This is a genomic window from Neoluteolibacter marinus (assembly GCF_014904755.1).
In the GTDB taxonomy this organism is placed as follows: domain Bacteria; phylum Verrucomicrobiota; class Verrucomicrobiia; order Verrucomicrobiales; family Akkermansiaceae; genus Haloferula; species Haloferula marina.
In genome coordinates, this window is sequence record NZ_JACZFQ010000067.1 from 1 (window position 1) to 24,376 (window position 24,376).

General features: G+C 65.2%; 25 protein-coding genes and 1 pseudogene. 2 read left to right on the forward strand and 24 right to left on the reverse strand.

The window, feature by feature from the left end; all coding sequences use genetic code 11:
- The 4 genes and pseudogenes from IG178_RS13120 to IG178_RS13135 all read right to left on the reverse strand — a co-directional run.
- Positions 1-496 (reverse strand): annotated as a pseudogene (locus IG178_RS13120) (hypothetical protein); the annotation flags it as partial.
- Positions 496-936 (reverse strand): hypothetical protein, encoded by a 441-nt coding sequence (locus tag IG178_RS13125; RefSeq protein WP_193213015.1) that lies wholly within the window; start codon positions 934-936, stop codon positions 496-498. The gene IG178_RS13125 and the pseudogene IG178_RS13120, both read right to left, overlap by 1 nt.
- Entirely contained in the window at positions 933-1,337 is a 405-nt protein-coding gene (locus IG178_RS13130; protein ID WP_193213016.1) for a hypothetical protein, read from the reverse strand. Before IG178_RS13130 ends, IG178_RS13125 begins: the two co-directional genes overlap by 4 nt.
- Positions 1,338-1,351: 14 nt before the next feature.
- Complete coding sequence (locus IG178_RS13135) at positions 1,352-1,807, reverse strand: thiol-disulfide oxidoreductase DCC family protein (protein ID WP_193213017.1); 456 nt, start codon at positions 1,805-1,807, stop codon at positions 1,352-1,354.
- Between the two features lie 155 nt (positions 1,808-1,962).
- On the opposite strand from IG178_RS13135, the gene IG178_RS13140 reads away from it, so the two are divergent.
- Positions 1,963-2,538: a hypothetical protein gene (locus IG178_RS13140; RefSeq protein ID WP_193213018.1), complete on the forward strand. Its 576-nt coding sequence runs from the start codon at positions 1,963-1,965 to the stop codon at positions 2,536-2,538.
- A 7-nt stretch (positions 2,539-2,545) separates the two neighbouring features.
- On the opposite strand, the gene sufD is transcribed toward IG178_RS13140, so the two are convergent.
- The 15 genes from sufD to IG178_RS13215 form a co-directional block, all read right to left on the reverse strand.
- On the reverse strand, positions 2,546-3,853 hold the full coding sequence (gene sufD / locus IG178_RS13145; RefSeq protein WP_193213019.1) for a Fe-S cluster assembly protein SufD: 1,308 nt from the start codon (positions 3,851-3,853) through the stop codon (positions 2,546-2,548).
- Between the two features lie 42 nt (positions 3,854-3,895).
- Positions 3,896-5,332 (reverse strand): Fe-S cluster assembly protein SufB, encoded by a 1,437-nt coding sequence (gene sufB, locus IG178_RS13150; protein ID WP_193213020.1) that lies wholly within the window; start codon positions 5,330-5,332, stop codon positions 3,896-3,898.
- 49 nt (positions 5,333-5,381) lie between these two features.
- The gene (sufC, locus tag IG178_RS13155; protein WP_193213021.1) at positions 5,382-6,140 is read right to left on the reverse strand and encodes a Fe-S cluster assembly ATPase SufC; all 759 of its coding nucleotides are present in this window, start codon (positions 6,138-6,140) and stop codon (positions 5,382-5,384) included.
- A gap of 38 nt (positions 6,141-6,178) precedes the next feature.
- On the reverse strand, positions 6,179-6,613 hold the full coding sequence (locus tag IG178_RS13160; protein ID WP_193213022.1) for a Fur family transcriptional regulator: 435 nt from the start codon (positions 6,611-6,613) through the stop codon (positions 6,179-6,181).
- Positions 6,614-6,668: 55 nt separating this feature from the next.
- Entirely contained in the window at positions 6,669-8,090 is a 1,422-nt protein-coding gene (locus IG178_RS13165; protein ID WP_193213023.1) for a PQQ-dependent sugar dehydrogenase, read from the reverse strand.
- 6 nt (positions 8,091-8,096) lie between these two features.
- The gene (locus IG178_RS13170) at positions 8,097-9,518 is read right to left on the reverse strand and encodes a PQQ-dependent sugar dehydrogenase (protein WP_226895410.1); all 1,422 of its coding nucleotides are present in this window, start codon (positions 9,516-9,518) and stop codon (positions 8,097-8,099) included.
- Positions 9,519-9,574: 56 nt separating this feature from the next.
- On the reverse strand, positions 9,575-11,683 hold the full coding sequence (locus tag IG178_RS13175) for a TonB-dependent receptor (RefSeq protein WP_193213024.1): 2,109 nt from the start codon (positions 11,681-11,683) through the stop codon (positions 9,575-9,577).
- Positions 11,676-12,428 carry a hypothetical protein gene (locus tag IG178_RS25545; protein ID WP_226895412.1) on the reverse strand — a complete coding sequence of 251 codons (753 nt, stop codon included), beginning with the start codon at positions 12,426-12,428 and terminating at the stop codon, positions 11,676-11,678. Before IG178_RS25545 ends, IG178_RS13175 begins: the two co-directional genes overlap by 8 nt.
- A 74-nt stretch (positions 12,429-12,502) precedes the next feature.
- A complete protein-coding gene (locus IG178_RS13185; RefSeq protein WP_193213025.1) occupies positions 12,503-13,108 on the reverse strand; it encodes a hypothetical protein in 606 nt (201 codons plus the stop codon).
- A 150-nt stretch (positions 13,109-13,258) separates the two neighbouring features.
- Complete coding sequence (gene urtA, locus IG178_RS13190; protein ID WP_193213026.1) at positions 13,259-14,518, reverse strand: urea ABC transporter substrate-binding protein; 1,260 nt, start codon at positions 14,516-14,518, stop codon at positions 13,259-13,261.
- A gap of 124 nt (positions 14,519-14,642) precedes the next feature.
- Positions 14,643-15,485, reverse strand: a complete 843-nt coding sequence (locus IG178_RS13195) for a hypothetical protein (protein WP_193213027.1) — start codon at positions 15,483-15,485, stop codon at positions 14,643-14,645.
- Positions 15,486-15,676: 191 nt separating this feature from the next.
- Positions 15,677-16,528, reverse strand: coding sequence for an urease accessory protein UreD (locus IG178_RS13200; protein WP_193213028.1), 852 nt, complete (start codon positions 16,526-16,528; stop codon positions 15,677-15,679).
- A complete protein-coding gene (gene ureG, locus IG178_RS13205) occupies positions 16,509-17,156 on the reverse strand; it encodes an urease accessory protein UreG (protein WP_193213029.1) in 648 nt (215 codons plus the stop codon). The genes IG178_RS13200 and ureG overlap by 20 nt, the downstream gene beginning before the upstream one ends.
- Entirely contained in the window at positions 17,122-17,820 is a 699-nt protein-coding gene (locus IG178_RS13210) for an urease accessory protein UreF (protein ID WP_193213030.1), read from the reverse strand. The genes ureG and IG178_RS13210 overlap by 35 nt, the downstream gene beginning before the upstream one ends.
- Positions 17,813-18,241 (reverse strand): urease accessory protein UreE, encoded by a 429-nt coding sequence (locus IG178_RS13215; RefSeq protein WP_193213031.1) that lies wholly within the window; start codon positions 18,239-18,241, stop codon positions 17,813-17,815. The genes IG178_RS13210 and IG178_RS13215 overlap by 8 nt, the downstream gene beginning before the upstream one ends.
- Positions 18,242-18,488: 247 nt before the next feature.
- On the opposite strand from IG178_RS13215, the gene IG178_RS13220 reads away from it, so the two are divergent.
- Entirely contained in the window at positions 18,489-19,307 is an 819-nt protein-coding gene (locus IG178_RS13220; RefSeq protein ID WP_193213032.1) for a CBS domain-containing protein, read from the forward strand.
- A 14-nt stretch (positions 19,308-19,321) separates the two neighbouring features.
- Here IG178_RS13220 and IG178_RS13225 read toward each other — a convergent pair whose 3' ends face one another.
- The 5 genes from IG178_RS13225 to IG178_RS13245 form a co-directional block, all read right to left on the reverse strand.
- Complete coding sequence (locus tag IG178_RS13225; RefSeq protein WP_193213033.1) at positions 19,322-19,783, reverse strand: hypothetical protein; 462 nt, start codon at positions 19,781-19,783, stop codon at positions 19,322-19,324.
- Positions 19,784-19,793: 10 nt separating this feature from the next.
- Positions 19,794-20,015 (reverse strand): hypothetical protein, encoded by a 222-nt coding sequence (locus IG178_RS13230; RefSeq protein WP_193213034.1) that lies wholly within the window; start codon positions 20,013-20,015, stop codon positions 19,794-19,796.
- Positions 20,016-20,324: 309 nt separating this feature from the next.
- Entirely contained in the window at positions 20,325-22,037 is a 1,713-nt protein-coding gene (locus IG178_RS13235) for a glycoside hydrolase family protein (protein WP_193213035.1), read from the reverse strand.
- 37 nt (positions 22,038-22,074) lie between these two features.
- Complete coding sequence (gene ureC, locus IG178_RS13240) at positions 22,075-23,796, reverse strand: urease subunit alpha (protein ID WP_193213036.1); 1,722 nt, start codon at positions 23,794-23,796, stop codon at positions 22,075-22,077.
- 151 nt (positions 23,797-23,947) lie between these two features.
- The gene (locus IG178_RS13245) at positions 23,948-24,259 is read right to left on the reverse strand and encodes an urease subunit beta (RefSeq protein WP_193213037.1); all 312 of its coding nucleotides are present in this window, start codon (positions 24,257-24,259) and stop codon (positions 23,948-23,950) included.
- Positions 24,260-24,376: the final 117 nt, after the last annotated feature.

A 24,376-nucleotide genomic window follows, 5' to 3' on the forward strand; every position in this document is an offset into this window, starting at 1 on the left:
CCGCGCGCAGGCCGCCCTTGAGCATCCGCAGCGCGCCGAAGTGGAAGCCGAGGCTCATCGGCAGGAACATGATGAAGATCTGCCGCCAGCCCATCTCGTGAACCAGCCAGCCGCCGAGGGTCCCGGCGAGCATCAGGAGCAGGCCGAGTTTCACATCGTCGGTCCAGGCCAGGCCGCGGCGGCGCTGTTGGAAGCTACCGGGGTCCATGCCGAACCAGCCCAGGGCGAAGACCAGGTAATGCGTCGCCGGCAGCCGCTGCGGCCCGGCCCATTCGGCGTAGACCAGGCCCTTCATGGCGCCGAGCAGCACGCAGCAGATCCCGGTCATGCGGGCGACCGGGCCGGCCCCGGCCAGCGCGAAATGGGCAGCCGTGACCAGCGAGGCCAGCAACAGCCATCCTGCCAGCCGCCGCTTTGAAGCAGACCGCCGCTTGGCCAGGACGGGGCCGGCGGCGACCCCGGCGAGCACCAGGAGGATGGTTGCTACGACGATCATCATAGTTCCCCGGTTCCGATCCAGCCGGCATTCCAGGCCAGCAGCAGGCTGTAGAGCGTGACCAGGCTGAGGAAGAGAAGGGTCAGCAGGTGCTTTGCGATCCGGTTGGCCGGCGTGGTGGCGACTTCGGCCAGGTCGTAGCCGAAGAACTGCAGCCACAGGCGCACCGACCACCACAGCAGCATGAAGCCGGACATCGCGGCGGCCGCCGGGCTGCGGCCCGTCAGCCAGTCGGGGAAGCCCAGGGCCAGCACGGCGAAGAAGACGTGGCTGCCCCAGATATAGCACGAGTAGGTCCACCAGACCTCGCGCATCAGCGGCGTCAGGCCGGCGACCTTCTCCCGCCAGCCAAGCATCTTCGGGATCCAGAGGCTTGCGATGCAGAGTACGACCAGCGACCAGCCGCCGAGCTGCAGTCCGAGGTGAAGCAGTTCTTTCATCGCGGCAGGGCGGCGAGGGTGAAGATCGCGGCGAGAACGAGGAAGACGCCGAGGAAGAAGAGGTCCCAGCCGCGGTTCAGGCGGCGGGTCTGACGATCGTAGTAGCTCAGCTGAACGATCACGCGGCTGAGCCAGAAGAGGCCGAAGAAGGCGCTGAGCACCCGGCCCATGCCGTCGTCTAACAGCAGTCCCGGCCAACCGAGGCAGAGCAGGGCGAGGGCGGAGATGATGGCGACGATGTAGGCGCAGTGGACCTGGAAGACCTGGCGCACCATCACCGCGCTGGCGGCGAGGTTCTCGCGGTAGGCAAAGCGCCGGGCGGCGACGAAATTGGCAAGGGTCAGTCCGGCCAGGATCAGGCCGGCGACGCGGAGGGCGGTTTCGAGGAGAAGCGGGTTCACGGGATCGGCGGGTTTCAACGGGTGACGCAGTAGCCGTCTTCGCAGGCGGGGCTTTCCATCCGGTGGAGTTCCTCGCGCACCTGGCGGTCCTTGCGGCGGAAGAAGACCTTGCTCAGCGCGTGGCGGTTGGCGGCCAGCACGCGGCAGGCGCGGATCGCCACCGGCAGCAGGGCGGGGCTGCCGAGGCGGCGGGCGGCGTCCTGGTGGTTGGCGCAGCTGTGGAGGCACCAGACCCAGGCCTCGGCTCCCCGGAAGATCTCGCCGCCGCGGGTCCTGACCACCATCTCGCGGGCCGGATCGAGGGTGCCGATGCCCGGGAACACCCGCTCCGCCTCGGCCGCCTGGTAGGGGATGAACGAGATCGGGAAGGCGCGCGGCTGGCGGTTGATCCATTCGTGGAAGCTGCAGCACATTCCGCAGCGGCCGTCGTAGAAGACTTCGATTCCTTCAATGCTCTCCGGTAGGTTCATGGCGTTCTCGTTTCGTTGGTTTCAGGAAAAACTGAAACTACAGAAATTACAAGAGGTAATTGTGTGGAGATCCCGGGGAGGCGCGGATCTGAGCGTGCCAACGTGGACATTGACCCTGGCGGGTCGGGGAAACAGTCTCGGCGATGCATCCCGCCTTGTTGCGACTACTCCTGGCCCTCGTCGCCGCGCTCCCGCTGTCGTCTTGCGTCCTCCTGCTCCAAGGTGCTGCGGCAACCTACAAGGAGTCGAAGGTGATTCCTTACAACTCGTTGGTTGAGGGCAAAACCTATACCGTCAGGGTTCCCGAGAGCGGCCTCTACCTCATGCGGCGGGATCGCTCGAAGGATGCAATCACGATTGGTGACTCAGCCGGTGGATTTGAAGGCTTTCAGTATGTGGTCTTCCTCACGGAGTCACCGCCCGGTGAGGCTCCCTCCGCGGCGTTGCTCCGTCATTTCGGCAAACATGCCGCTGGCGACGGGTGGAGCGTGGTCGCAACCCGCGAGGGATCGGTCAAAGGTTCCGCCGGGCAGGTGGATCTGCACACCCCGCGGGGCCGTGGCTTCGTATCGGTCGCCGAGTGCTTCCGGGACGAATCGCGGCTATGGGTGGTGGCCCGGATGGAACCGCTCTTCGGCCGCGAAAGCAGCGATGTCGCCGACCGTTTGAAGTCCGCACGTTCCTCGCTCGATCGATTCGCGAAGTCGTTTCAGCGGAAAAGCGGTACCTGAAACAGGGTCACGCCCCGCCGCCGGCGATGTGGGCGAATTTGTCGTCGAGGAACCGGAGGATCATCTCTTCCACCTTGTCGTCGCCGAGGCGCTCGATGACTTCCACCGAGAAGCCGCGGGCGATCAGCTGGCGGGCGCGGACGGAGTCGATGCCGCGGGCGCGCAGGTAGAAGATCTCCTCGTCGGGGATCTGCGAGCTGGTGCTGCCGTGGGAGCACTTGACGTCGTCGGCGTTGATCTCGAGGCCGGGCATCGAGTTGGCCTCGGCGTCCTCGCTCATGAACAGGTTGCGGCAGGTCTGGTAGGCGTCGGTCCGGTGGGCGCCCTCGTCGACGAAGATCAGGCCGGAGAAAATCGTACGGGACTTGTCGTAAAGGGAGTTCTTGTAGAGCAGGTCGCTGTAGGCACCCGGGCTGACGTGGTGCTGGAAAGTCCGCTGGTCGTATTCCTGCTCGCGGGCCGGGACGCTGACCGAAAGCATGTCGGAGCGCGATCCCTCGCCCTCGAGGCGGCTGAGAGATTCATTGCGGGCCCAGGCGGCGCCGGTGTTGAGAATGAAGCCGGTGGCGGAGGCGTCCTTGGCCACACCGGTCTCGTTGACCTGGATGACCTTGGTCTGTTCGTTGAAGGCCTGGACCGCAAGGTAGTCGAGCTTCGAGCCTTCGCCGGCGATCAGGTCGTTGACGGCGATGCAGAGGCCGGGCTCTTCGTCGCCGGCGGACTGGAAGTAGTCGACCACGCGGACCTTCGAGTTTGCGCCGGTCACCACCAGCGTGTGCGGGAAGATCGCGGTGTTTTCGCCGGCGAGCCAGTGGAAGACCTCGATGGTGCCCTCGACCTCGACGTTGGCGGGGACGTGGACGAAAAGCCCGTTGCGCAGGTTGGCCTCGTGGAGGGCAGTCCATTTCGCCGAGCCGAGGCGGGTGTCCTGCTTCATGAAATGCGCGCGCACCAGGTCGCCGTGGGAAACCAGCGCTTCGGCCAGCGGCAGGCAGACGACGCCGGCGGGGAGATTCGATTCCGAGTGGAGCAGCTCGTCGTTGGCGAAGACGAACTTCGCCGCCGGGGACTCCAGCGCGGTTGAACGGCGAACCAGATCGATCGTGGTCGATGCCGCCTCGCGGGTGAAGGACGCGAAGTCGAGTTGCTTGATGGACGAGAAACGCCAGGCCTCGTCGCCGCGCTTCGGTGCCGGCGTTTCGAGGAAGCGCTGCCAGGCGGCGCGCTGGCGTTCGGCGAACCAGGCGGGGAACGCGGCGGGCGTTTCGGGGGCGGATTCGAGCAGGGAGGCGGTGTGTTCGAGCACGGCGGACATCGAAGGAGTGAGAAGTGGAAAGTGAAAAGTGCGAAGTGGGGATCAGCCGACGCTGCCTTCCATTTCGAGGTCGATGAGGCGCTTGAGCTCGACCGAGTATTCCATCGGGAACTCGCGGACGAGGTCGTTGATGAAGCCGTTGACGGCGAGAGACATCGCCTGGCCTTCGCTGAGGCCGCGCTGCTGCATGTAGAAGAGCATGTCCTCGGACACCTGCGAGACGCTGGCCTCGTGCTGGGTCGCGTGCTGGTTGCCCTTCACGGTGATCGCCGGGTAGGTGTCGGTGCGGCTATGGCTGTTGATCAGCAGGGCGTCGCACTCGGTGTTGTTCTTGCAGCCCTTGAGGTGCTTGGGAATGTGGACCTGGCCGCGGTAGGTCGAGCGGCCCTCGCCGACGGAGATCGACTTCGACACGACGTTGGAGGTCGTGTTGTTGGCGGCGTGGATCATCTTGGCACCGGTGTCCTGGTGCTGGCCGGTGTTGGCCAGGGCGATCGAGATCACCTCGCCGCGGGCGCGTTCGCCCTTCATGATCACGCCGGGGTATTTCATCGTCAGGCGGCTGCCGATGTTGCAGTCGATCCAGCGCACTTCGGCGTCTTCCATCGCCAGGCCGCGCTTGGTGACCAGGTTGAAGACGTTGCTGCTCCAGTTCTGGACGGTCACGTACTGGATCTTGGCGCCCTTGAGCGCGACCAGCTCGACCACCGCGGAGTGGAGGGTGGAGGTTTCGAACTTCGGCGCGGTGCAGCCTTCCATGTACATCACCTCGGCGCCTTCGTCGGCGATGATCAGGGTGCGCTCGAACTGGCCGAAGTTCTCGGAGTTGATGCGGAAGTAGGCCTGCAGCGGCTGCTTCAGCTTCACGCCCTTGGGGATGTAGATGAAGGATCCGCCGGAGAAGACGGCGCTGTTGAGCGCGGAGAACTTGTTGTCGCCGGTGGGGATGACCTTGCCGAACCAGGGGCGGAAGATTTCCTCGTGCTCCTTGAGGCCTTCGGTCGAGTTGACGAAGATCACGCCGAGCTTGGTCAGCTCCTCCTTCATGTTGGAGTAGGAGGCCTCCGAGTCATACTGGGCCTCGACGCCGGCGAGGAAGGCGCGTTCCTGCTCGGGGATGCCGAGGCGTTCGAAGGTCTCGAGCACTTCCGGCGGGACCTCGTCCCAGGAGCGCTTCGGCTTCTCGCCGTCCGACAGGTAGTAGCGGATGATGTCGAAGTCGATGTTGTCCAGGTCCTTGGTCGCCCAGTGGGTGGGCATCGGCTTGTCCTGGAACACCTTGAGGGCCTTGAGGCGGAACTCGCGGACCCACTCGGGGTCGTCCTTGACGTCGCTGATGTAGTGGACGGTCTTCTCGGTGAGACCGCGGCCGGCGTCGTACTTGTGGCGCTCGGGGAACGAAAAGTCCCCCTTGGAGCGATCGATGTCGATCGCCTCGCGGGTTTCGAGATCGAGGGTACTGGAAGCGTCGTAGGACATGGGAAGAAGTGCCAGGTGATCCGTGATCAGTGAAAGGCTAGGTAGGGATTCAGGCGGAGGCGAGGGCGTCTTCCTTGAGGAAGTCGTAGCCCTTCTCCTCGAGTTCCAGGGCAAGCTCGGGGCCGCCGGAGCGGACGATCTTGCCCGCGGCCATCACGTGGACGTGGTCGGGGGCGATGTAGTCGAGCAGGCGCTGGTAGTGGGTGATCATCAGGATGCCGCGGTCGGGCGAGCGCATCGCGTTGACGCCCTTGGCGACGATCTTGAGCGCGTCGATGTCGAGGCCGGAGTCGGTCTCGTCGAGGATGCAGTATTTCGGATCCAGCATCATCATCTGGAGGATCTCGTTGCGCTTCTTCTCGCCGCCGGAGAAGCCCTCGTTGACGGCCCGCGCGGTGAACTTGCGGTCCATCTCGAGGAGATCCATTTTGGTGTAGAGGTCCTTGTAGTAGGCGACGGCGTCGAGCTCCTCGCCCTTCGGCAGGCGGGCCTGGAGGGCGGCGCGGATGAAGTTGGCGTTCGAGACGCCGGGAACCTCGTGGGGGTACTGGAAGGCCAGGAAAATGCCGGCGCGGGAGCGCTCGTCGATGTCCATTTCGAGGACGTCCACGCCGTCGAGGGTCACGGAGCCGCCGGTGACGACGTAGCTTTCGTGGCCGGCGACGACCTTCGAGAGGGTCGACTTGCCGGAGCCGTTCGGGCCCATGATGGCGTGGACTTCGCCGGCGGGGATCTCAAGGGAGACGCCCTTGAGGATTTCGGTGCCGTCTTCGAGGGTGGCGTGGAGGTCGGTGATGACGAGGGACATGGGAAGAAATGGAGAATGATGAATTTTTGAATGACGAATCAAGAGGCCGGGAGTTCGCCGCGGAGGGTGATCTCGATGTCGGTGATGAGGGTGCCGGGCGGCAGGTCGAGGACGTCGGCGAGGTTGGCGCCGGGCTTGAAGGTGACGTCGTGGATGGCGCCGCTGCGCTTGTCGTGGAAGTGGCCGTGGTCGGCGAGGTTCGGGCAGAAGCGCGAGGACTCGCGGTCGAAGTTGACCTGGCGGATCACGCCGTGCTGCACCAGCGCCTCGAGGCAGTTGTAAACCGTGGCCAGCGAGATGTTCGGCAGGCGGTCCTTGATCCGCATGAACACGTCGTTGGCGGTGGGGTGGTCGCGCTGCTCCATGAGCAGGCGATAGACTTCCCAACGCTGCTTGGTCATGCGCAGCCCGGCGATCTCGGCGGGCATGTCGCCGGCCGGGTCGGGGATGCTATCGGGCGAATGGGTAACCATGACGGGGCGGCGGAACCTAGACCCGCAGCACCCAATGGCAAGAATAATTCTAATTTCAATTCTCGCCTTGCTGTCGCCCGGACCGGATGAAGTCGGCGACGATGTGGATCTGGCGTTCGCTGAGCAGTCCCGATGCCGGGGGCATGCCGGCGGCAGGAATTCCTCCGGCGATGATCTTTTCGAGATCGGCGGGATCCTTGAAATGCTTGAAATCGCCGCTCAGGAGTCCGCGCTTCTCGCCGCCGGCGAGGCCGGCTCCGTGACATGAGGCGCAGGCAGCGGCAACGATTTTATGCGGATCGACGGTTTCCGGGGTGAGCAGGACGGGATCGGTGGTGGTGCCCTTGACCGGCTCGACGCTGCCGTGTGGGTCGGCGACGATGCGGATCAACTTGTCGTCGCCGTCGCGCGGGTGTCCTTCCGGCGGGTCTTGCATCGAGGTGCCGAGCCACAGCGAGCCGTCGGGTGCCTCGTTGATGAAGCGGATGCGGCCCCACTTCTCGTGCCACAGCCGTTCGACGTGGGTCGGCTGGCCGTCGCCGCCGAGCGAAATCCGGAACACGGCGGAGCCGCGCAGGCAGCAGAGCAGCAGCGAACCGCGCAGCTCGGGAAAGGCGTTGCCTTGATAGAAGAGCAGCCGTCCAGGCCCGACGGCGGGAGAGATCTCGATCAGGGGCGTGCGCATTCCCGCCGCTTCGCGGCGGTGGGAAATGACCGGCCAGCCGTAGTTTGCGCCTTTTTCGATGAGGTTCACCTCGTCGCCGTGGAGCGGACCGTGCTCGGATTCATAGAGGCGGCTGGTGCCGGGTTGAAACGCGAGGCCCTGCGGATTGCGGTGGCCGTAGGACCAGATCTCCGGGCGCGCGCCATCCTTGCCGACGAAGGGATTGTCGTCCGGCACCGAGCCGTCGGGATTGAAGCGGAGGATCTTGCCGTGAAGCTGGTCGAGCTGCTGGGCGCCGTCGGCCTGATCGGCGTCGCCGGTGCTCATGTAGAGCTTGCCGTCGGGTCCGAACTCAAGCCTGCAGCCGGTGTGGTTCTGGTTGGCGGCGATGCCTTCGACGATGGTCTCCGGTTCCACCAGATGCGTGCCGTCGAGCCGGTAGCGTTCCATCCGCAGCTCGAATCGGCGGTCTCCGGTTTGCTTGTCCCAGGCGAGGAAAAGGTGGCCGGTCTTTTCGAAGTCGGGAGCCAGGGCCAGCCCAAGCAACCCCATCTTGTTGCCCTGCGCGGCGGGCAGCACGAGGGCCGGTTCATCCAAAACCTTGCCGTTTTCGACGAGACGGACCCTGCCGGCACGCTCGGTGAAGATCTGGCGGCCGTCGGGCAGGAAACGCAGTTCCCAGGGCACCGTCAGGCCTTCCGCGAGAACCTCGATCCGGTGAGGCGTGGTCAGCGCGGCATCGGGTGGAGACGAGATCGACAGCGGAGCCGCCGTTGCGGCCGCCGCGAGCAGGAACCAGGCGAGGGTTTTCATGGGGTGTCAGTTCGCCGGCACCAGCCGGATCACCCGGTCGGGGCCGTTGAGGATAACGTAGATGTATCCGTCGGGCGCATCGGTGACGTCGCGGACGCGGCCGATGTTCTTGAGGATGACCTCCTGCTCGGTGACCTGGTGGTCGATGATGCGCAGGCGGCGGATTTCCTGTTGGGCGAGGGCGCCGGCAAAGAGGTCGTTCTTCCACCCCGGGAAGCGGTCGCCGCGGTAGAAGGACAGCCCGCAGGTCGCGATGCTCGGCTGCCAGTAGGTCAGCGGCTGGTCCATGCCCTCCTTCGCAGTAATGCCCGAGATCGGGGTGCCGTCGTAGTTCATGCCGTAGGTGATGACCGGCCAGCCGTAGTTGAGGCCTTTCTGGATCCAGTTCAGTTCATCGCCGCCGCGCGGGCCGTGCTCGGTGTCGTAGATCGAGCCGTCGCGCGGATCGATGTCGAGCCCCTGGGGGTTGCGGTGGCCGTAGGTCCAGAGGCCGGGGACCGGGGTCTTGCCTTCGAACACCGGATTGTCCTCCGGCACGCGGCCGTCGTCGTGGAGGCGGTAGATCTTGCCTTTGGCGTTCTCGACGTCCTGGGCTTCCATCCAGCCGCCGCGTTCGCCGACGGGGAAGTAGATGTAGCCCTTGTCGAAGACCAGCCGGGTGCCGAAGTGGACGCCGGCGTCGGTGTAAAACCGGGAGTCGGCCTTCCAAATATCCTCCTGGTCGGTCCAGCTTCCGTCCTTGATCCGGCCGCGGACGTAGCGGGTGATCGTGCGAACTTTGCCGTCCTCGCGGCTGCCGTCGGCGAAGCCGAGATAAACCCAGCCGTTTTCCGCGTGGTCCGGGTGGACGGCCACCTCCATCAGTCCGCCCTGGCCGTGTTCGATCACCTTCGGGGTATCCTTCACCGGTTCCGGGAGCAGCTTGCCGCCGGCATCGATGATCCGCAGGCGGCCGGCCTTCTCGGTGACGAGCTTGCGGCCGTCGGGCAGGAACGCGATCGCCCAGGGGTCCTTGAGGCCTTCCTCGACGACCATTTCGATCTTGTAGTCCTCGTGCCGGGTTTTGGTCACCTTGCCCGGTTCCGGTTTCGGGAAATCCATGCCCTTCTGCTTGGCTTCCTTCTCCTTCTCGCGGATGTGGATGACCAGCGAGCGGATCTGGCGGTCGTCGAGAACCGTACCGAAGGGCGTCATGCCGAGCTGGGCGTTGCCTTCCTTGATCGATTTCATCAGGTCGGCGTCGCTGTCGCCGTGTTTCCAGATCCCGTCGACCAGCGAGCCGCCGAGGCCGCCGCTCATGTCCTTGCCGTGGCAGCCCGAGCAGAGCTGCTCGAATACCTGGTCGACCTTCATTTTCGAATAGTCGGGCGCCTCTTCGGCGAGCAGGGAGGGAAGCGTCGCGAGCGGCAGGAGAATGGCGGCTTTCATGTTCGGCGCGACATGTACGGCGGTTGTTCCGGATTTCAAACCCGTCCCGCGTCTTCTTAGAAAAGCCACTCCGCGCCGAGCCAGAACGAGCGCGGGGCGGCGATGGTGCGGATGCCGTCGCTGCTGAGGCCGGTGGCAATTTCCTCGTCGAACAGGTTGTCGACGCGGGCATGCACGGTCACTGCCTCGGTGGCGCGCCAGGAGGCGCCGAGGCGGACGCTGGAGCAGCCGGGGATCGACCGGCGGGCGAGGGCGTCGTCGAACTGCGAGGCGCCGTATTCATAGCCGGCGGAAAGCGTGAGCCGGTCGGTGGCACGCCAGTCGGTGGCGGCCATCAGCCGGAGGTCGGGGGCTTGGGGGAAGGGCTTGTCCTCGAGCAACGGTTGGCGCGTGGACCGGGTGAACTCGGTGTCGCTCCAGATGCCGTCGCAGCGGAGGGTCAAGTCGTGGTGCGGTTGCCACTCGACACCGCCCTGGAGACCGAGCACGCGGGCTTCCGCGACGTTCTGTCGCTGTGAGCCGGATCCTCCCGCGGGCAGGGTTCCGAACAGCGCGGCGATCTGCGCCGGATCGGTCACCGGCACGTTGGCGATGGCGTCGCGGATCCAGTGGTGGAACAGGCTTGCATCGAGTTTCAGGCAGTCGGCGGCTTGCCACGCGACCGTCGCCTCAACGCTGTAGAAGCGCTCCGGATCGAGCCCGGGGTTGGCCTCGACGATGTCGTTGCGCACCCGGTAGGGGCGATGCAGTTCGTTCAGCGTTGGCAGGCGGAAGCCTGTGCCGGCGGAAAGCCCGAGGGCCAGGTCGTCGCTGGCGTCGTGGGAAAGCGCGATCGCGAGCGAGGGTCCGACTCCATCCCGGTCCGGCTGGAGGTCCTTGCGCAGGGTGGCGCCGCTGATCAGCGACTTTTCGATCCGCCGGCCGTCCTCCAGTTTCCAGGCGTCGGCGCGCAGGCTGGCATCGACACGGGTGCGGTCGCTCGCCTGGTAACCGGTGGCGACGAACAGGCCGGCGAGCGATTGCTCCCCGCCCGCCTGGCGCCGCCGGACGAAGCGGCCGGCGACGAATCCGGCGTCCTCGTGGGTGGCCCCGTCGTTGGCACGGAAGTCGCCGCCGGCGGTGATCGACCAGGGCCCGGCGTCGTCCCATTGCAGGGTGACCGACCCGCCGCTACCGGTGCCGGGGACGTGGAACTGGTCGAGGGCCGGGGTCTCGGCGTTGCGGCTGGCATTCACCGAGGTGAACATCGACTGGAAGCGCCGCTGCTGGCGGTAGGCGATGGCCTGCCACGAGAGGCCGCCGTCATTTTCCCCGGTCACCCGCAGCGCGAAGTCGAGGGCCTCGGTGGCATTGCCGCTGAGCGGGGTGCCGTTGTTGCGGTCCTCCTCGTACCACGAAAACATCGGCTCGACGGTGATACCGGGTGCGGCCTGCCAGGCCAGCTTGAGGTCGGCACCGTAGGAGTCGATGGCGAGCTTGCGGTCGATGGTCCCGCGTTGCCACGCCGGCACCGCGAAAAAGCCGTCGGAGTGGAGGCCGAAGGCGGAAAAGCGGACCGCCAGCGAATCGTCGTCGGCGACCAGCGTGTGGGACATCGCCGCCGACACGGTGCCTTGGCCGCCGGCTCCGGACCGCAGCAGGTGGCGTTCCTCGAAAGGCGGGACGCCAGCGAGCTGCACCACGCCGGCGGGGCTCAGGTTGCCCCACACCGCGGCCCGCGCGGCGGGGACGATGCGGACCGATTCCAGCGTCGCGGGATCGTGGCGCGCCCAGTAGACCCAGCCGCCGAAGGGGTCGTTCTGCGGGATGCCGTCGAGCAGCACCAGGGTGCGGGATGCGGCGGTGGCCCCGGTGTTGCGGAGGCTGACGCCGGCCGAGGTCGGATTGCCGAACAAGGAGGTCTGGCGGCGATAGAGCGAGAACGAGGGCTCGCGGGCCAGCAACTCGTCGAGGGTCCGCGGCGCTTGCCGCGAGAGGGTTTCGCGGTCCCATTCCGCGAGCGTCGCGCCGGGAAGCCCGTCCGGGTCGAGGCGTTCGGCGAGGACGGTCAACTCCGGCAGGCGGTCTTGGGCGGACAGCGGCGGGGCGGAGGCGAGCAGGGCAAGGGCGATTTTCCTCATCGATACGTCCGGGGGGAATCCGGGCAGGCGGCTCCGGTCATTCATGAATCGAGCCGTCGCCGCCAGGACCGAACTTGCGTTTGAGGAAGACCTCTATGCTATCGGGCAGGCGCTTGCTGCCTGCCAGCCATTCGACCTGCCACTCGGTCAGGCGGACCTCCTTGCGGGGCTCGAATTTCCCGGGCTGCGGCTCGTTGATCCATTCCTTCTGCATCACCAGCACGAGCGGCTTGCCGGCACCTGGGGTCTTGCGGGCGAATTCCACGGCCTCGGCATAGGTGGCGAAGTTCCGGACGAAATGGGATCCGTCGCCTTGGTCCGAATCGACGCGGACCCGGTACTCAAGGACCTCGTCGTAGAAATAACCGCCGCCCTTGCCGACCATCGACGGGTAGCTGCCGACCTTAGCGGGGCTGACGGCATCGGGTGCGATCTCCACGGCCGGTGCCGGTGCCACGTTCAAGCCATTCGAAGTGAGCATTTTGGACAGCGGGATCATGATGCCGGCCGGGACCAGCGTCGCGGAGGCGACCATCAGCACCAGGCAGAGCACGCCCCCGGTTGCGGTCAGCTTGTTCTTTCCGGCCGCCAGGCCGGCGAACACGGTCGCCGCGGCGGCCACCAGCAACAGCGTCGGCAGCAGGCCGTCCGCCCACAGCATCCAGCCCGCGTGCGCGGGCAATTCCACCGCCATGCCCTCGTACATCGCCGCGAACTTGCGCAGGATCTGGAAGGTGACGACCCCCGTGAACAGGGCAGCGAAAGCGCAGAGGGTCGCGTTGAGCTTCATGGTGCAAGGAAACGTCCGGATCCTACCGGATTTTACCTTTCATCCAAGCGCCCGCTGCGCGGGCCGGCGATTCGTCAGTAGCCCTTCCAGAAGAGGAAGGCGCAGGCGAGCACGGCGATCCCGTAGGCCAAGCCGCCCGCGCTGAGGAGCTGCCAGCGTTTCTGGGAGGCGGTCGCCCAGGTCACCGCGTCGCGGAACAGGTAGGGCATGCCGACGCAGTAGAGCGACTTGATGATGATCGCGTAGGCCAGGATCGGGATCAGCAGGCGGCTTTGGGGGTCCTTCAGGAAGGCCGCGTCGAGCATCGGCGCGGCGACCATCAGCCCGAGCAGGCCGAGCGCCCGCACCGAGAGGAACTCCTTCACGGCGATGCCCACCGCGAGGATCGACAGGGGCACCAGGTAAAAGAGATGTTTCTTCACCGGCTCGAATTCGCCGAGATCCATGGCGAGGAAATTCATGGGACCCTTGCCGGCGGGAGCGACGATGAACCAGAACCACAGCAGGCCGAAGGCGAGGATTGCCCGGCCGAGCTTCTGGTTGCGGGGAAACTTCTTCAGGAATGCCTGGGCGGCGTCCGGTTTGGCCAGCATGAAGGCGTGGACGGCAACCAGCCAGAGCCCCACGGCGATGCCGGTGCCGAACAAGGGCAGGTGTTCGTAGAGGTGCATCGCGTCCATGTGCGCACGGGGATTAGGCGAGGCGGGCCGCCGGGACAAGGCGGAACTCGGCGCGGTCCGGCGGGGGGCTGCGGCGCGGCGAAAAAAAGCCCCCGCCCGCGGGCAGCGGGACGGGGGTGGGAGGAGATGTCCGGAGGGACAGGATGTATCTTACTTGAAGGTGCCCTTGAGGAAGGGCTCGCCCACCACGTTCTTGTACTCCTTGAGCACCTTGAACTGGCCGTCGGCGCGGGTTTCCCCGATGTAGACGTTCTTGGTGAGGTGGTGGTTCTTCTGGCTGGTCACGGTGCCGCCCGGGCCGTCGAAGGAGATGCCCTTCTCGAGCTCGGCGACGACCTTCTCCACGTCGAAGCTGCCGGCCTTCTCGACCGCGGCCTTCCACAGGTAGACGCCGTCGTAGCTGAGCACCATCGGCGAGCAGGTGACGCGGCCTTCCTTGACGATGCCGGGGGTGTCGGTCTTCTCAAGCCAGGCCTTGAAGCCGTCGACGAACTTCTTGTTGGCCGGGGTGCGCAGCGACTGGAAGTAGGTCCAGCAGCCGAGCTGGCCGACCAGCTGCTTGGCGGGCAGGCCGCGGAACTCGTCCTCGGAGATCGAGAAGCTGACCACCGGGCAGGTCTCGGCGGTGAGGCCGGCCGCGGCGTATTCCTTGAAGAAGGGCACGTTGGTGTCCCCGTTCAGGGTGTTGATCACGCAGGCACCGCCACCGGCGGCGAACTGTTTGATCTCGGCGATGATCTGCTGGTAGTCGGTGTGGCCGAACGGCGTGTACTTGCCGGCCGAAACGATCTCGTCGCCTTCCTTGCGGAAGCCGCCGCCGATGTTCTCGAGCGGCACGCCCTTGCTGAGCAGGTACTCGAGCAGCACCAGGTTGGTGGTCTGCGGGTAGACGTAGTCGGTGCCGATCAGGTAGAACTTCTTCTTCCCTTCCTCGAGCATGTAGTCGACGGCGGGGATCGCCTGCTGGTTGACCGCCTCGGCGGTGTAGAAGATGTTCGGCGACATCTCCTCGCCCTCGTACTGGACGGGGTAGAAGAGCAGGCCCTTCTTCTCTTCGTAAACCGGGAGCACCGACTTGCGGCTGACCGAGGTCCAGCAGCCGAAGGTGACCGCGACCTTGTCGACGTCGAGCAGCTGCTTGGCCTTCTCGGCGAACAGCGGCCAGTTCGAGGCGCCGTCGACCACGACCGGCTCGATCTTCTTGCCCATCACGCCGCCGGCGGCGTTGATTTCATCGAAGGCGAAGAGGAGCACGTCGCGCAGCGAGGTTTCGCTGATCGCCATGGTGCCGCTCAGGGAATGGAGGACACCGACCTTGACGGTCTCGTCTTCAGCCCGGGCTTGGGAAGAGGCGAAGACGGTGGAAAGGGCCGCGGTGGCGAGCAGCCGTTGGAAAATGGAACGTGTCATGTTTTTTTGTGACTGGGGTTTAAGGGAGGGGAAATCAGCGGCGAAAAGGCCCGTTCCTGGAAACGGATCCGGGAACGGACCTCTCCGCTGCAACCGATTGATACCAAGGAAAACAAAGGCGAACTTAGAACGCGCAACCGATGCCGATGCTGGCAGTCAGGAAGTCGTTGTCCGGGCGTCCGGACGGCACGTTGCCCACCACTTCATTGTCGGTGATGTAGTAGGTGAAGCCGCCGTGGAGATCCCATTCGCCGTAGCCGTCACCCATGAAGGTCAGGGGCAGCGAGGCGGAAATGCCGAGGGAGCCGTAGCCGAAGCCGCTGTCGGTGCTGCCGGCGTGGAAGTCGCTGTCGAGGAAGTAGGCGACGTTCAGCGGGAAGGAGATGGCGACAGGACCGGCGTCGAAGCCGTACTCGATGCCGGCGACCAGGACGGTGCCGTTGTTGCCGCCGGAAGCGCCGGGATCGACGCGGTTGTGGATCGTCAGCGAGGGGCTGAGGAAGCAGTCGTAGGCGAGGTTGATGTCGACGATCTGCTCGTTGCCGCTGCCGTAGAACCAGTTCTGATAGAGAGCGGTGATGCTGAAGTCACCGATCGAGTAGCCGAGGCCGGTCCAGACGTCGACTTCCTGGAGCTTGCCGCCGATGGCGGAAGGAACCTTGCCGTTGACGTCCCACCAGGTGCCGAGGATGAAGGTGAAGTCGGCGGGGAGCGCCCAGTTCAGCTCGAGCGACGGGTTGAAGGTCGGTCCTTCGAGGTCATCGCCATCGCCCCAAACGTCCTGGCCGTAGGAGACGAAGTGGGAATTGTAGTCGAGGCTCAGCGTGCCCGAGAACTTCGATTCAGGTTCCGGCGTGGGCATCGGCGTCGTCATCATTTCCGGCTCGCCGGCCATCGAGGTGGCGGAGGCGAGCAGGGTCGTGAGGAGAGCGCCCTGGAGCACGGTGGACTTCACAAGTTTCTTCATGGTTGTCGGTATGGTTCAAGCGGGAGGCTTTGCCCGCAGTACCCCTTGAGCATGACCACGGCCAATTGGCGCGAAGGTGACGGCTTTATGACAATCGTACCGCTGCTATCTAACAGGGTGTTGGATGAGCTTTGCTCATGCGTAATCAAAAAAGTCACCTTGGGTCAGGTAGTAGCCATTAAACTGCGACTTCAGGTCGTCAGTTTTCCGAGCCGGGGAGCCGGATGACCGGCTGCGTGGTAAAAAAGCCCGCGGATTTCCGCCAAAAGGGAACGCGCGGCCAGACTATCGGCACACAGCGCGCGGATCATCCACACGTTTTCCAACAGCGGTCCGTGGCCCAGATAGGTGCGTTCGGTGGTCAGGACGTCGAGCTCGTCGCCGGGCCACGGCAGCTCGTCCGGCCCGGCAAGAAAGACGGTCACGTAGTGGGCGGCGGGGAACTTCAGGCGCAGCGCGGCGAGGCTCTGGTCGAGCGGGTCCAACGTGTAGCGCTCCCGCGCGATCAGCCGGCCGGCACGCCGCAGGTCGAGTTCCCAGCGCAAGTCCCGGTAGGCGAAGGTTTCACCGCGGGCGACACGTCCCGGGGCGATCCATTCGAAGAACAGCAGGCCGGCATCGCGATCGAGATCGATCTCGGTCCGCTGGACATAGCGGGCGCCGGCCTGGGGGATGAAGGGTTCGGGGATCCATTCGAGGAAGGCGCCGGACTCCACCCGCAACCGCTGTTCGCACACGGCCGGCGACTCGCTCCGGGCGCGGTGGACCCGCGACGCGCCGGGGGTGCTCATGACCAGCCGGCAACCCGCGCCGGCGGTCACGTCGAGGTCGAGCCGGTCGCCGTCGAAGAAGCCGGCGGTCGGGTTGACCAGGTGGACCAGCAGGCTGCCCGACTCCACGTGCGCCTTGCTCAGGTGAACCGGGGCGCGGAACGACTGTCGGGAAAGGAAGGGCGTGCCGTCCGCGCGGACATCGCCGCGCAGCTCGAGATGGCCGCGGATGCTGCGGCCGGTGATGCCGGGCTCAGACAAAGAGGTACTCATGCTTGAGCCAGGCGAGGAGGTCGTCCTTGCCCTTCTCCGATTTGAGGTCAGCGAACAGGAAGGGCCGCTCGCCGCGCTGGGCGGAGGCATCCCGCGCCATGACATCGAGGTCGGCGCCGACATAAGGGGCGAGCTCGGTCTTGTTGATCAGGAGCAGGTCGCTGGTGCGGATCGCCGGGCCGCCCTTGCGCGGGATCTTGTCCCCTTCGGCGACGTCGATGACATAGATGTAGGCGTCCACCAGCTCGGGCGAGAAAGTCGCCGAGAGGTTGTCGCCGCCGCTTTCGATGAGGATCAGCTTGAGGTCGGGGTGGGCTTGCTCGAGGTCGACCACCGCGGCCATGTTCATGCTGATGTCGTCGCGGATCGCGGTGTGCGGGCAGCCGCCGGTTTCGACGCCGCGCACGCGGTCGGCGGGCAGGACGCCGGCGCGGAGCAGGAACTCGGCGTCCTCGCGGGTGTAGATGTCGTTGGTGATGACCGCCAGCGACAGCTCGTCCTTCAACCACTGCGAGAGCCGTAGCACGCACATCGTTTTCCCCGAGCCGACGGGGCCGCCGACACCGAGGCGGAAGGGGCGCTTGGCGAGGGAATCAGGAAATGAAGAGTCGGGAGTGGGCACGGGCATGGCGAAGTGAGGCAATTTCTAACAGAGGGTTGAACCAGCCGTCGCCGGGATGGCACAGGGCGGAGTCGATTTCCCCGCCGAGCCGGTCGAGGCTGCGGCGGATGATGCCCTGGCAGGCGGTCTGGCCGAGACGCATCAGCTTCATCGAGGCGGTGGCGAAGCCGGTGACCGTCTGGAATCCGAAGGCGCGGGCGGCATGGGAAACCGGCAAGGCGGCGAGCTCGATCGCGGTGACCACGAGGTGGTGGCTGAAAGGACGTGCGGCAGCGAGTTCCTCCACCAGTGGCGACGGCGCGAGCTGGCGCAGCAGGGCCAGGCGCTGCGAGCCGATGCGGCGCGACGCGTCGCGGGTCTCGGCAGGCAACCGCCAGGCATCGAGTTCGGCGTCGAGCTCCAGCAAGCGCGCCCCGTCGTCCTGTCCGGCGGCGGCGTGGGCCTGGGCGAAGTAGGGGATCTCGAAGGTGAGCAGCGCGGGGAGAATCTGCGATTCGAGGAACTGTTCGAGTCCGCCGGCATCGGTCACCACGCCCGCTTCCACCAGCTCTTCGAGCCCGTAGGAATGGGCATAAGCGCCGGAGGGGTACTGCGAGTCGTTCGCCTGCATCAGCCACAGCATCGGATCGACGGCCGGGACCGCTTGTTCGCTGTCGCGGGTCTCAGGCATGGGCCATCGCCTTGAGGGGTTGGAAAAGCACCGAGGGCTCGCTGAAGCTCCAGCCCTCGCGTTCTAACAAGTGGCACATCGCCTCGTCGTGAAGCACCCGGATGGCGTCGTCCATGATCTGCGCCGGGAGGTGCAGGTTGCCCACCTTCCACGCGACCAGCGCCGCCTGCGCCGGACTTTCAAAGGGCACCTCGTAGACGGTTTCGTGGAGCTGCCGGACAATGTAGTCCTTGCCGTCCTGCTGGAACACCACGCAGCCGTCAGTGAGCCGGCTTTCCAGGTCGAAGCCGAGCTCCGTGCCATCCGCCGCGGTGCCGCGCCAGCGGCGTTTGAGAAACTGCCGCCGCTCGACCGCCAGCACCACCTGGCGCTCGTCCGGCAGGGACGAGGCGGGCTGGAGCATGCGGTGGACGAGGTTCATGGGCCGCGGCCCATGAGCAGGAGTCATGCCGTCCGGGGTTTCCAGTGTCGGATTGAATATTCGACGTTAGGGAAGAATCGCGCGCTCTTGGATTTGACGGCCTTGGATTGGGCTTTCCGACGGCGTGGAGCCGATGAAAATGTATCGCTAGAGCCTTGAAATCAAAGCAGGTTCCTCGCTTTGCAGGAAGCGGTAGGGTGCGAACCCCCCGTATCTGCAGCCGCGTCGCCTGCAGTACCATCCTCCCATGAAACACTTGAAATCATCGTCCGGAGATCTTCACCGGCTCTTCCGCCAGGTTCTCACCGTGCGGGAGTTGGCCGAGCCGCTGGCGTCGTTTGATCGAGAGACCCCGGTGGAGAGGGCCCTCAAGCTGATGCAAGATAAAGACTTCGATCTGGTGGGGGTCAGGGACGAAGCGAGCGTGGCTGGCTATGTGCTTCGTCAGGATCTCGTCGGGGGTGTGGTGGGCGACTATTTGAACGCCATCGATCCATCCGAGATCCTTCACGAGAACGCACCGCTCTCGGAAGTGCTTGAGGAGATGGCGTCCGGAAGCCGATGGGTCTTTGTCAGCTTCCTGGGAACTCCCTCCGGGATCGTGACTCTGGGCGACCTTCAAAAAGCCCCGATGAGGATGTGGCTATTCGGGTTGATTTCGTTGTTCGAGATGCAGCTGCTGAAGCGGATCAAGCAGCGGTATCCCGACCATGGCTGGGAGTCTGCCATTTCGCCTGAACGGTTTGCTGCTGCTCAGGATATTCATGTGAAACGAGTCAAAAAGCGATCGAGTACGTATCTGGTGGATTGCCTTCAGCTTGGGGACAAGGGGACCATTTTCAAGAAAGAGAAATCTCTTCTCGAGATTCTCAGAAATCGAGATCCTGATGCACGTAAACCGATTTCTGGAAGGCAGTTTGAGAAATTCATGGGCCGAATTGAGATACTGCGAAACGATCTGGCACATTCTTCGGAGATTGGAGCCGGAGACTGGAGTTCAATTGCGGATGACGTGGCCATCCTTCAGGGATTCCTCAAGGATCTTGAATCGAGCGATGGCGGGTAGTGGGCCGCAACCGTTCAATTCGCGACCTCTCGCTCACGGACACCACGGACCTGGCAGGAAATTCCGAAATTCCGCACGTGCTCATCGGTATCCCGCCAAAGTACCCGGACCGCCGCGAAGGGCCCACCCGGAACTAGCAGGTGCCGGATCAGCGGGAGGGTGATTTCGCGAAGGTCCAGCGATCCCGCCTGGTCGCGGGGGAAGCTCCATTGGTGGAGCCCCCAGCACACCGCGGCGGTGGCCGGGTCGACGTCGAGGATTTCGAGGGGAATCAGGGCATCCACGCGGTCGACGGCTGCGTCGAAGCGCGACCACCGGAACGACTTGCCTCCCGGTTGGACGACGAAACGGGAGGCTTCCTCGAGGGACGGGGTCACGAATCCAAGTCCATCGACCAGAAACCGCTCTCCATCCGGGCCGCGGTCGCGGAACAGGAGGGTCAAGTCCGCGGGATTGAAGTGGGTAGTTGCTGTCATGTGGTCTGAATCAAGAGTTGGAGAGCGGGGAGAAGCGCTGAATCAGGTGGTCGCGCTTGCGCCGTGCTTCGGAGAGGCACCGGGTCTTGAGATTCACGCGGGCCCGCTCCCCTGTGCCGTCGCTCTGGTGGAAGGTGCCGTGGAACCACCAGGTTCCATGGTTGTTCCAGAGGTGGTGGTTTTCCGCCGGGGTCTTCTGGCGGTGGGATAAGGTCGGATGGGTCGGTGTCATGGTCGGTTCTGGGCTGGAGGCCGTGACACAGGAGATCCGGGGTTCCGGGCGACCGACTCCGTTTGGAGAGGTTGGGCCCGGAGCAATCCGGTGAGACATTTTTGGGTGGGTCTGTCGTGTCCCACTCCCTCATCACGCGGAGGATTTCCCGCGTTAGCACCTTGGCGTCTCTGCTAGGTTGCTGGCTTCCGTTGCCGGAGGCACTCCTGATGTCGGACGGAACCCTACGGTTCGATCCGGCCGGTCTCAAGCTGATTCCCCGCTCCGGTTGTCATAAGGCCCGGTCCGCACGGAGCCGGTCGGACGGGTTCACTCGACATCCGTTCCGGAGGTCTTTTCAACCTTGATCCGACGAACGTAGTATTTGTTGAACTCGTTGCCGTCGGACTCGAGGCGGAAGTTGTAGCCCCAGTAGTTCACGAAACAGGGATCGGGAATGTCCCAGGTCATGGTGTGCCACTGGTCTTCCTCCGGGACCGTTTTCCAGCCGCCGGCGGTCTTGAAGCCTTCCGGTGACTCGTAGACCAGCTTGAAGCCGGCATTCACCGCGGGGTCCTTGCGCCGCACTTCGGCGGTGATCCGCAGGGGCACCTGGTCGTAGCTGAGGAAGGCGGGATCGACGACGTAGAGCGCGCCGCCCGGGGCATCGCCGGCGCGGGCGGAACCGCCGTAGGCGACGATGGCGTGGGAAACCGCATCCCCGCCGCGGGTGTGGAGACCCCTTTCAGCCGGGTTCTTCGAGGGGTCGATCTCCACCGCGGTCGCGTCGCCGTAGCGACCGGGGTCGCCTGGCCAAGGCGGCAGGGCTTGGGAGACGGGCGTGGCCGATTTCACGAGGCCCTCCGGGATCCCGCGGAAGCACACCGGGGTGCCATCGATTTCCCACTCGCTGACCTTGCCCTTGTTGCCACTCACGAGGTTCTCGAAGTCGACCGGACCGGGAAATTTCACGGTCCCGCGTCCCTTGGCCGGAGCCCAGGCGACCATCAGCGGGGTTTTGCCATTCTTGAAAACGAAGCCGTAGACGCCCTCGGCGGGAACCACCCAGCCCAGCGGCTCAGGGTGTTGTCCCATCGCCGCGATCATCCGGGCGTAGGCGTGCCAGGCCGGTCGCGGCTTGCCGTCGCCATCGAGCAGACCCATCGGCCCGCTGTCGCCGTCGCGGCCTTCGAACCACTGGATGTTCTCCACGCCCTGCGCGATGCCCATGACGTAGGCCTTCACCAACGCGCTGGCCTGGGCCTCCGCGCCATGATGCTTCGCGTCCACGCCGAGTTCCGTGAACTGGATCGGAACGTCCTTTTTCGCCGGATCCACCGCGGCGAGCATCCGGCGGACGCTGGGGACGAGGTTGAGATAGACGGGATCGAGGCCGCTTTCGGTGACGATGCCGTCGAGCACCTCGTAGGGATGCAGCGAGATCCAGTCGTAGTGGCCTTTCGCGCCGGCTCGGATCACCTGCCCGAGGTAGTGCAGGTGGGCGGACTTCGCGGTCAGGCCGATCTCGCAGGCGGGATCGGACGCCTTGGCCGCGGTGTAGGCGGCGGACACCAGCGTGGCGTAGTCGGCCGGCGTCTGGTCGGGCCCGGTGAAGTTCGGCGGTTCATTCCACACCTCGTAGCGGCGGATGCGCCCCTTGAAATGGCCGGTGAGCTGTTTCACATACTCGCTCCAGCCCTCGACGTGATTGACCGGCAGGTGACCCGGCGGGTCCTTCTTGTTCCAGGACGGGGTTCCGATCAGCAGCGTGCCGGTGGAAATGCCGCGCTCGTCGAGATAGCGCCACTGGGCGTCGACATTCGCCCAGTCCCATTTCCCCGGTTCCGGTTCCACCGCGCCCCAATGGCTCATCAGGCTGCGGTGAACCTGGATGCCGATCTCCCGCGTCTGCGGCACCCAACGCTCGAAGTCCTCCACCGATCGGCCGTTCACATGGCAGGAGCCGATGCCGAAGGGCGAGAGGGGTTCGGCGGCCGGGGCGACCGAAAAGCATGTGGCAACGAGGAAGAGGGCGCGGGTCACAGCTCCTGCATACGCCGGGCAAACATCGGATTTTCCGCTAGAACAGGAAATACCGCTGCGCCATCGGCAGCTCGGAAAGCGGCTCGCAGCGGAGCTCCACGCCGTCGGCGGTGACGGTGTAGGTTTCCGGGTCGACGGTGATGGCGGGCATCGCGTTGTTGAAGGGCAAGTCGGCCTTGGTGACCGAGCGGCAGCCTTTGACGGCGACGAGTTGCTTCTTCAGGCCGAGCTCGTCGAGGGTGCCGGATTCCAGCGCGGCCTGGCTGACAAAGGTCAGGGAGGTGGAACCGATCGCCTTGCCGAAGGCGCCGAATTGCGGGCGGTACATCATCGGCTGCGGAGTCGGGATCGAGGCGTTCGGGTCGCCCATGTTCGCCCAGGCGATGAAGCCGCCCTTGAGGATGGTCTCGGGCTTCACGCCGAAGAAGGCCGGCTTCCAGATCACCAGGTCCGCCAACTTGCCGACCTCGATGCTGCCGACCTCGTCGGCCATGCCGTGGGTGAGCGCCGGGCAGATCGTGTACTTCGCGACGTAGCGCAAGGCGCGGAAATTGTCGGCGGCCGGGTGCGAGTCGCCCTCGAGCTTGCCGAACTGGACCTTCATCTTGTGCGCCGTCTGCCAGGTGCGGGTGATGACCTCGCCGACGCGGCCCATTGCCTGCGAGTCGGAGGACATCATCGAGATCGCGCCGAGGTCGTGCAGCAGGTCCTCGGCGGCGATGGTCTCGGGCCGGATGCGGCTTTCGGCGAAGGCGACGTCTTCCGGGATGCGCGAGTCGAGGTGGTGGCAGACCATCAGCATGTCGAGATGCTCGTCGATGGTGTTGGTCGTGAACGGCCGGGTCGGGTTGGTCGAGGAAGGGAGCACGTTCGCCTCGCCGCAGACGCGGATGATGTCCGGCGCGTGGCCGCCGCCGGCCCCTTCGGAGTGGTAGGTGTGGATGGTGCGGCCCTTGAAGGCGGCCAGCGTGCTTTCGACGAAGCCGGCCTCGTTGAGCGTGTCGGTGTGGATCGCGACCTGGACGTCGAGCTCGTCGGCCACCGTGAGGCAGGTGTCGATCGCCGACGGCGTGGTGCCCCAGTCCTCGTGGAGCTTGAGGCCAATGGCCCCGGCGAGAACCTGCTCGCGGAGCGGCTCGGGCGAGGAGCAGTTGCCCTTGCCGAGGAAGCCGAGGTTCATCGGGAAGGCCTCCGCGGCTTCTAACATCCGGCGGATATTCCATTTCCCCGGCGTGCAGGTGGTCGCGTAGGTGCCGTGGGCCGGGCCGGTGCCGCCGCCGAGCATGGTGGTGATGCCGCTGGCGATGGCGTGCTCGATTTGCTGGGGGCAGATGAAGTGGAGGTGGGTGTCGATGCCACCGGCGGTGATGATGCAGCCTTCGCCGGCGATCACCTCGGTGCCGGCGCCGATGACCATGTCGATGCCGTCCTGCAGCAGCGGGTTGCCGGCGTGGCCGATGCCGGTGATGCGGCCGGCCTTCACGCCGATGTCGGCTTTGATCACGCCTTGGGCGGCATCGAGGATCAGCGCGTTGGTGATGACCAGGTCGAGGCAATCGGCGTCGCAAGCGAGCGGCGACTGGGCCATGCCGTCGCGGATCACCTTGCCGCCGCCGAACTTCACCTCGTTGCCGTAGCCGCCGGCTTCCGCGATGAGATCGCGTTCGACCTCGATGAAAAGCTCGGTGTCGGCGAGGCGCACGCGGTCGCCGGTGGTCGGGCCGAAGGTGCCGGCGTAGTTGGCGCGGGTTTGGTTCATGGAAGGCGGGAATGAACAACGAAATGGCGCGAAATTCCGCGAAATCTGAAAGACAGCGAAGGAGCTGAAAACTTGCGTGCCATTGCTGCCTTTCGCCTGGCATTCATTCTTAGGTTTCGAGTCATTTCGCGTCGTTTCGTTGTTCCCTTGCTCAGGCGTCCAGCGAACCGTTCACCTTGTTGTTCAGTCCGTAGACTTCCCGCTTACCCGCAAAAGCGACCAGCGGCACCTCGCGGGTGTCACCGGGCTCGAAGCGGACTGCGGTGCCGGCGGGGATGTCGAGGCGGTAGCCGCGGGCGGCGCTGCGGTCGAACTCGAGCGAGCTGTTGACCTCGGCGAAATGGAAATGGCTGCCGACCTGGACCGGCCGGTCGCCGGTGTTGGCCACGGCGAGCTTGAGCTTGGCGAGGCCGACGTTCAGTTCGATGACGCCGTCGGGGGTGATGATTTCTCCGGGGATCATTGGGGGATGCTAGATGGCAGATGGCAGATGGCGGATGGCGGATGGCGGATGGCGGATGGCGGATGGCGGATGGCGGATGGCGGATGGCGGATGGCGGATGGCGGATGGCGGATGGCG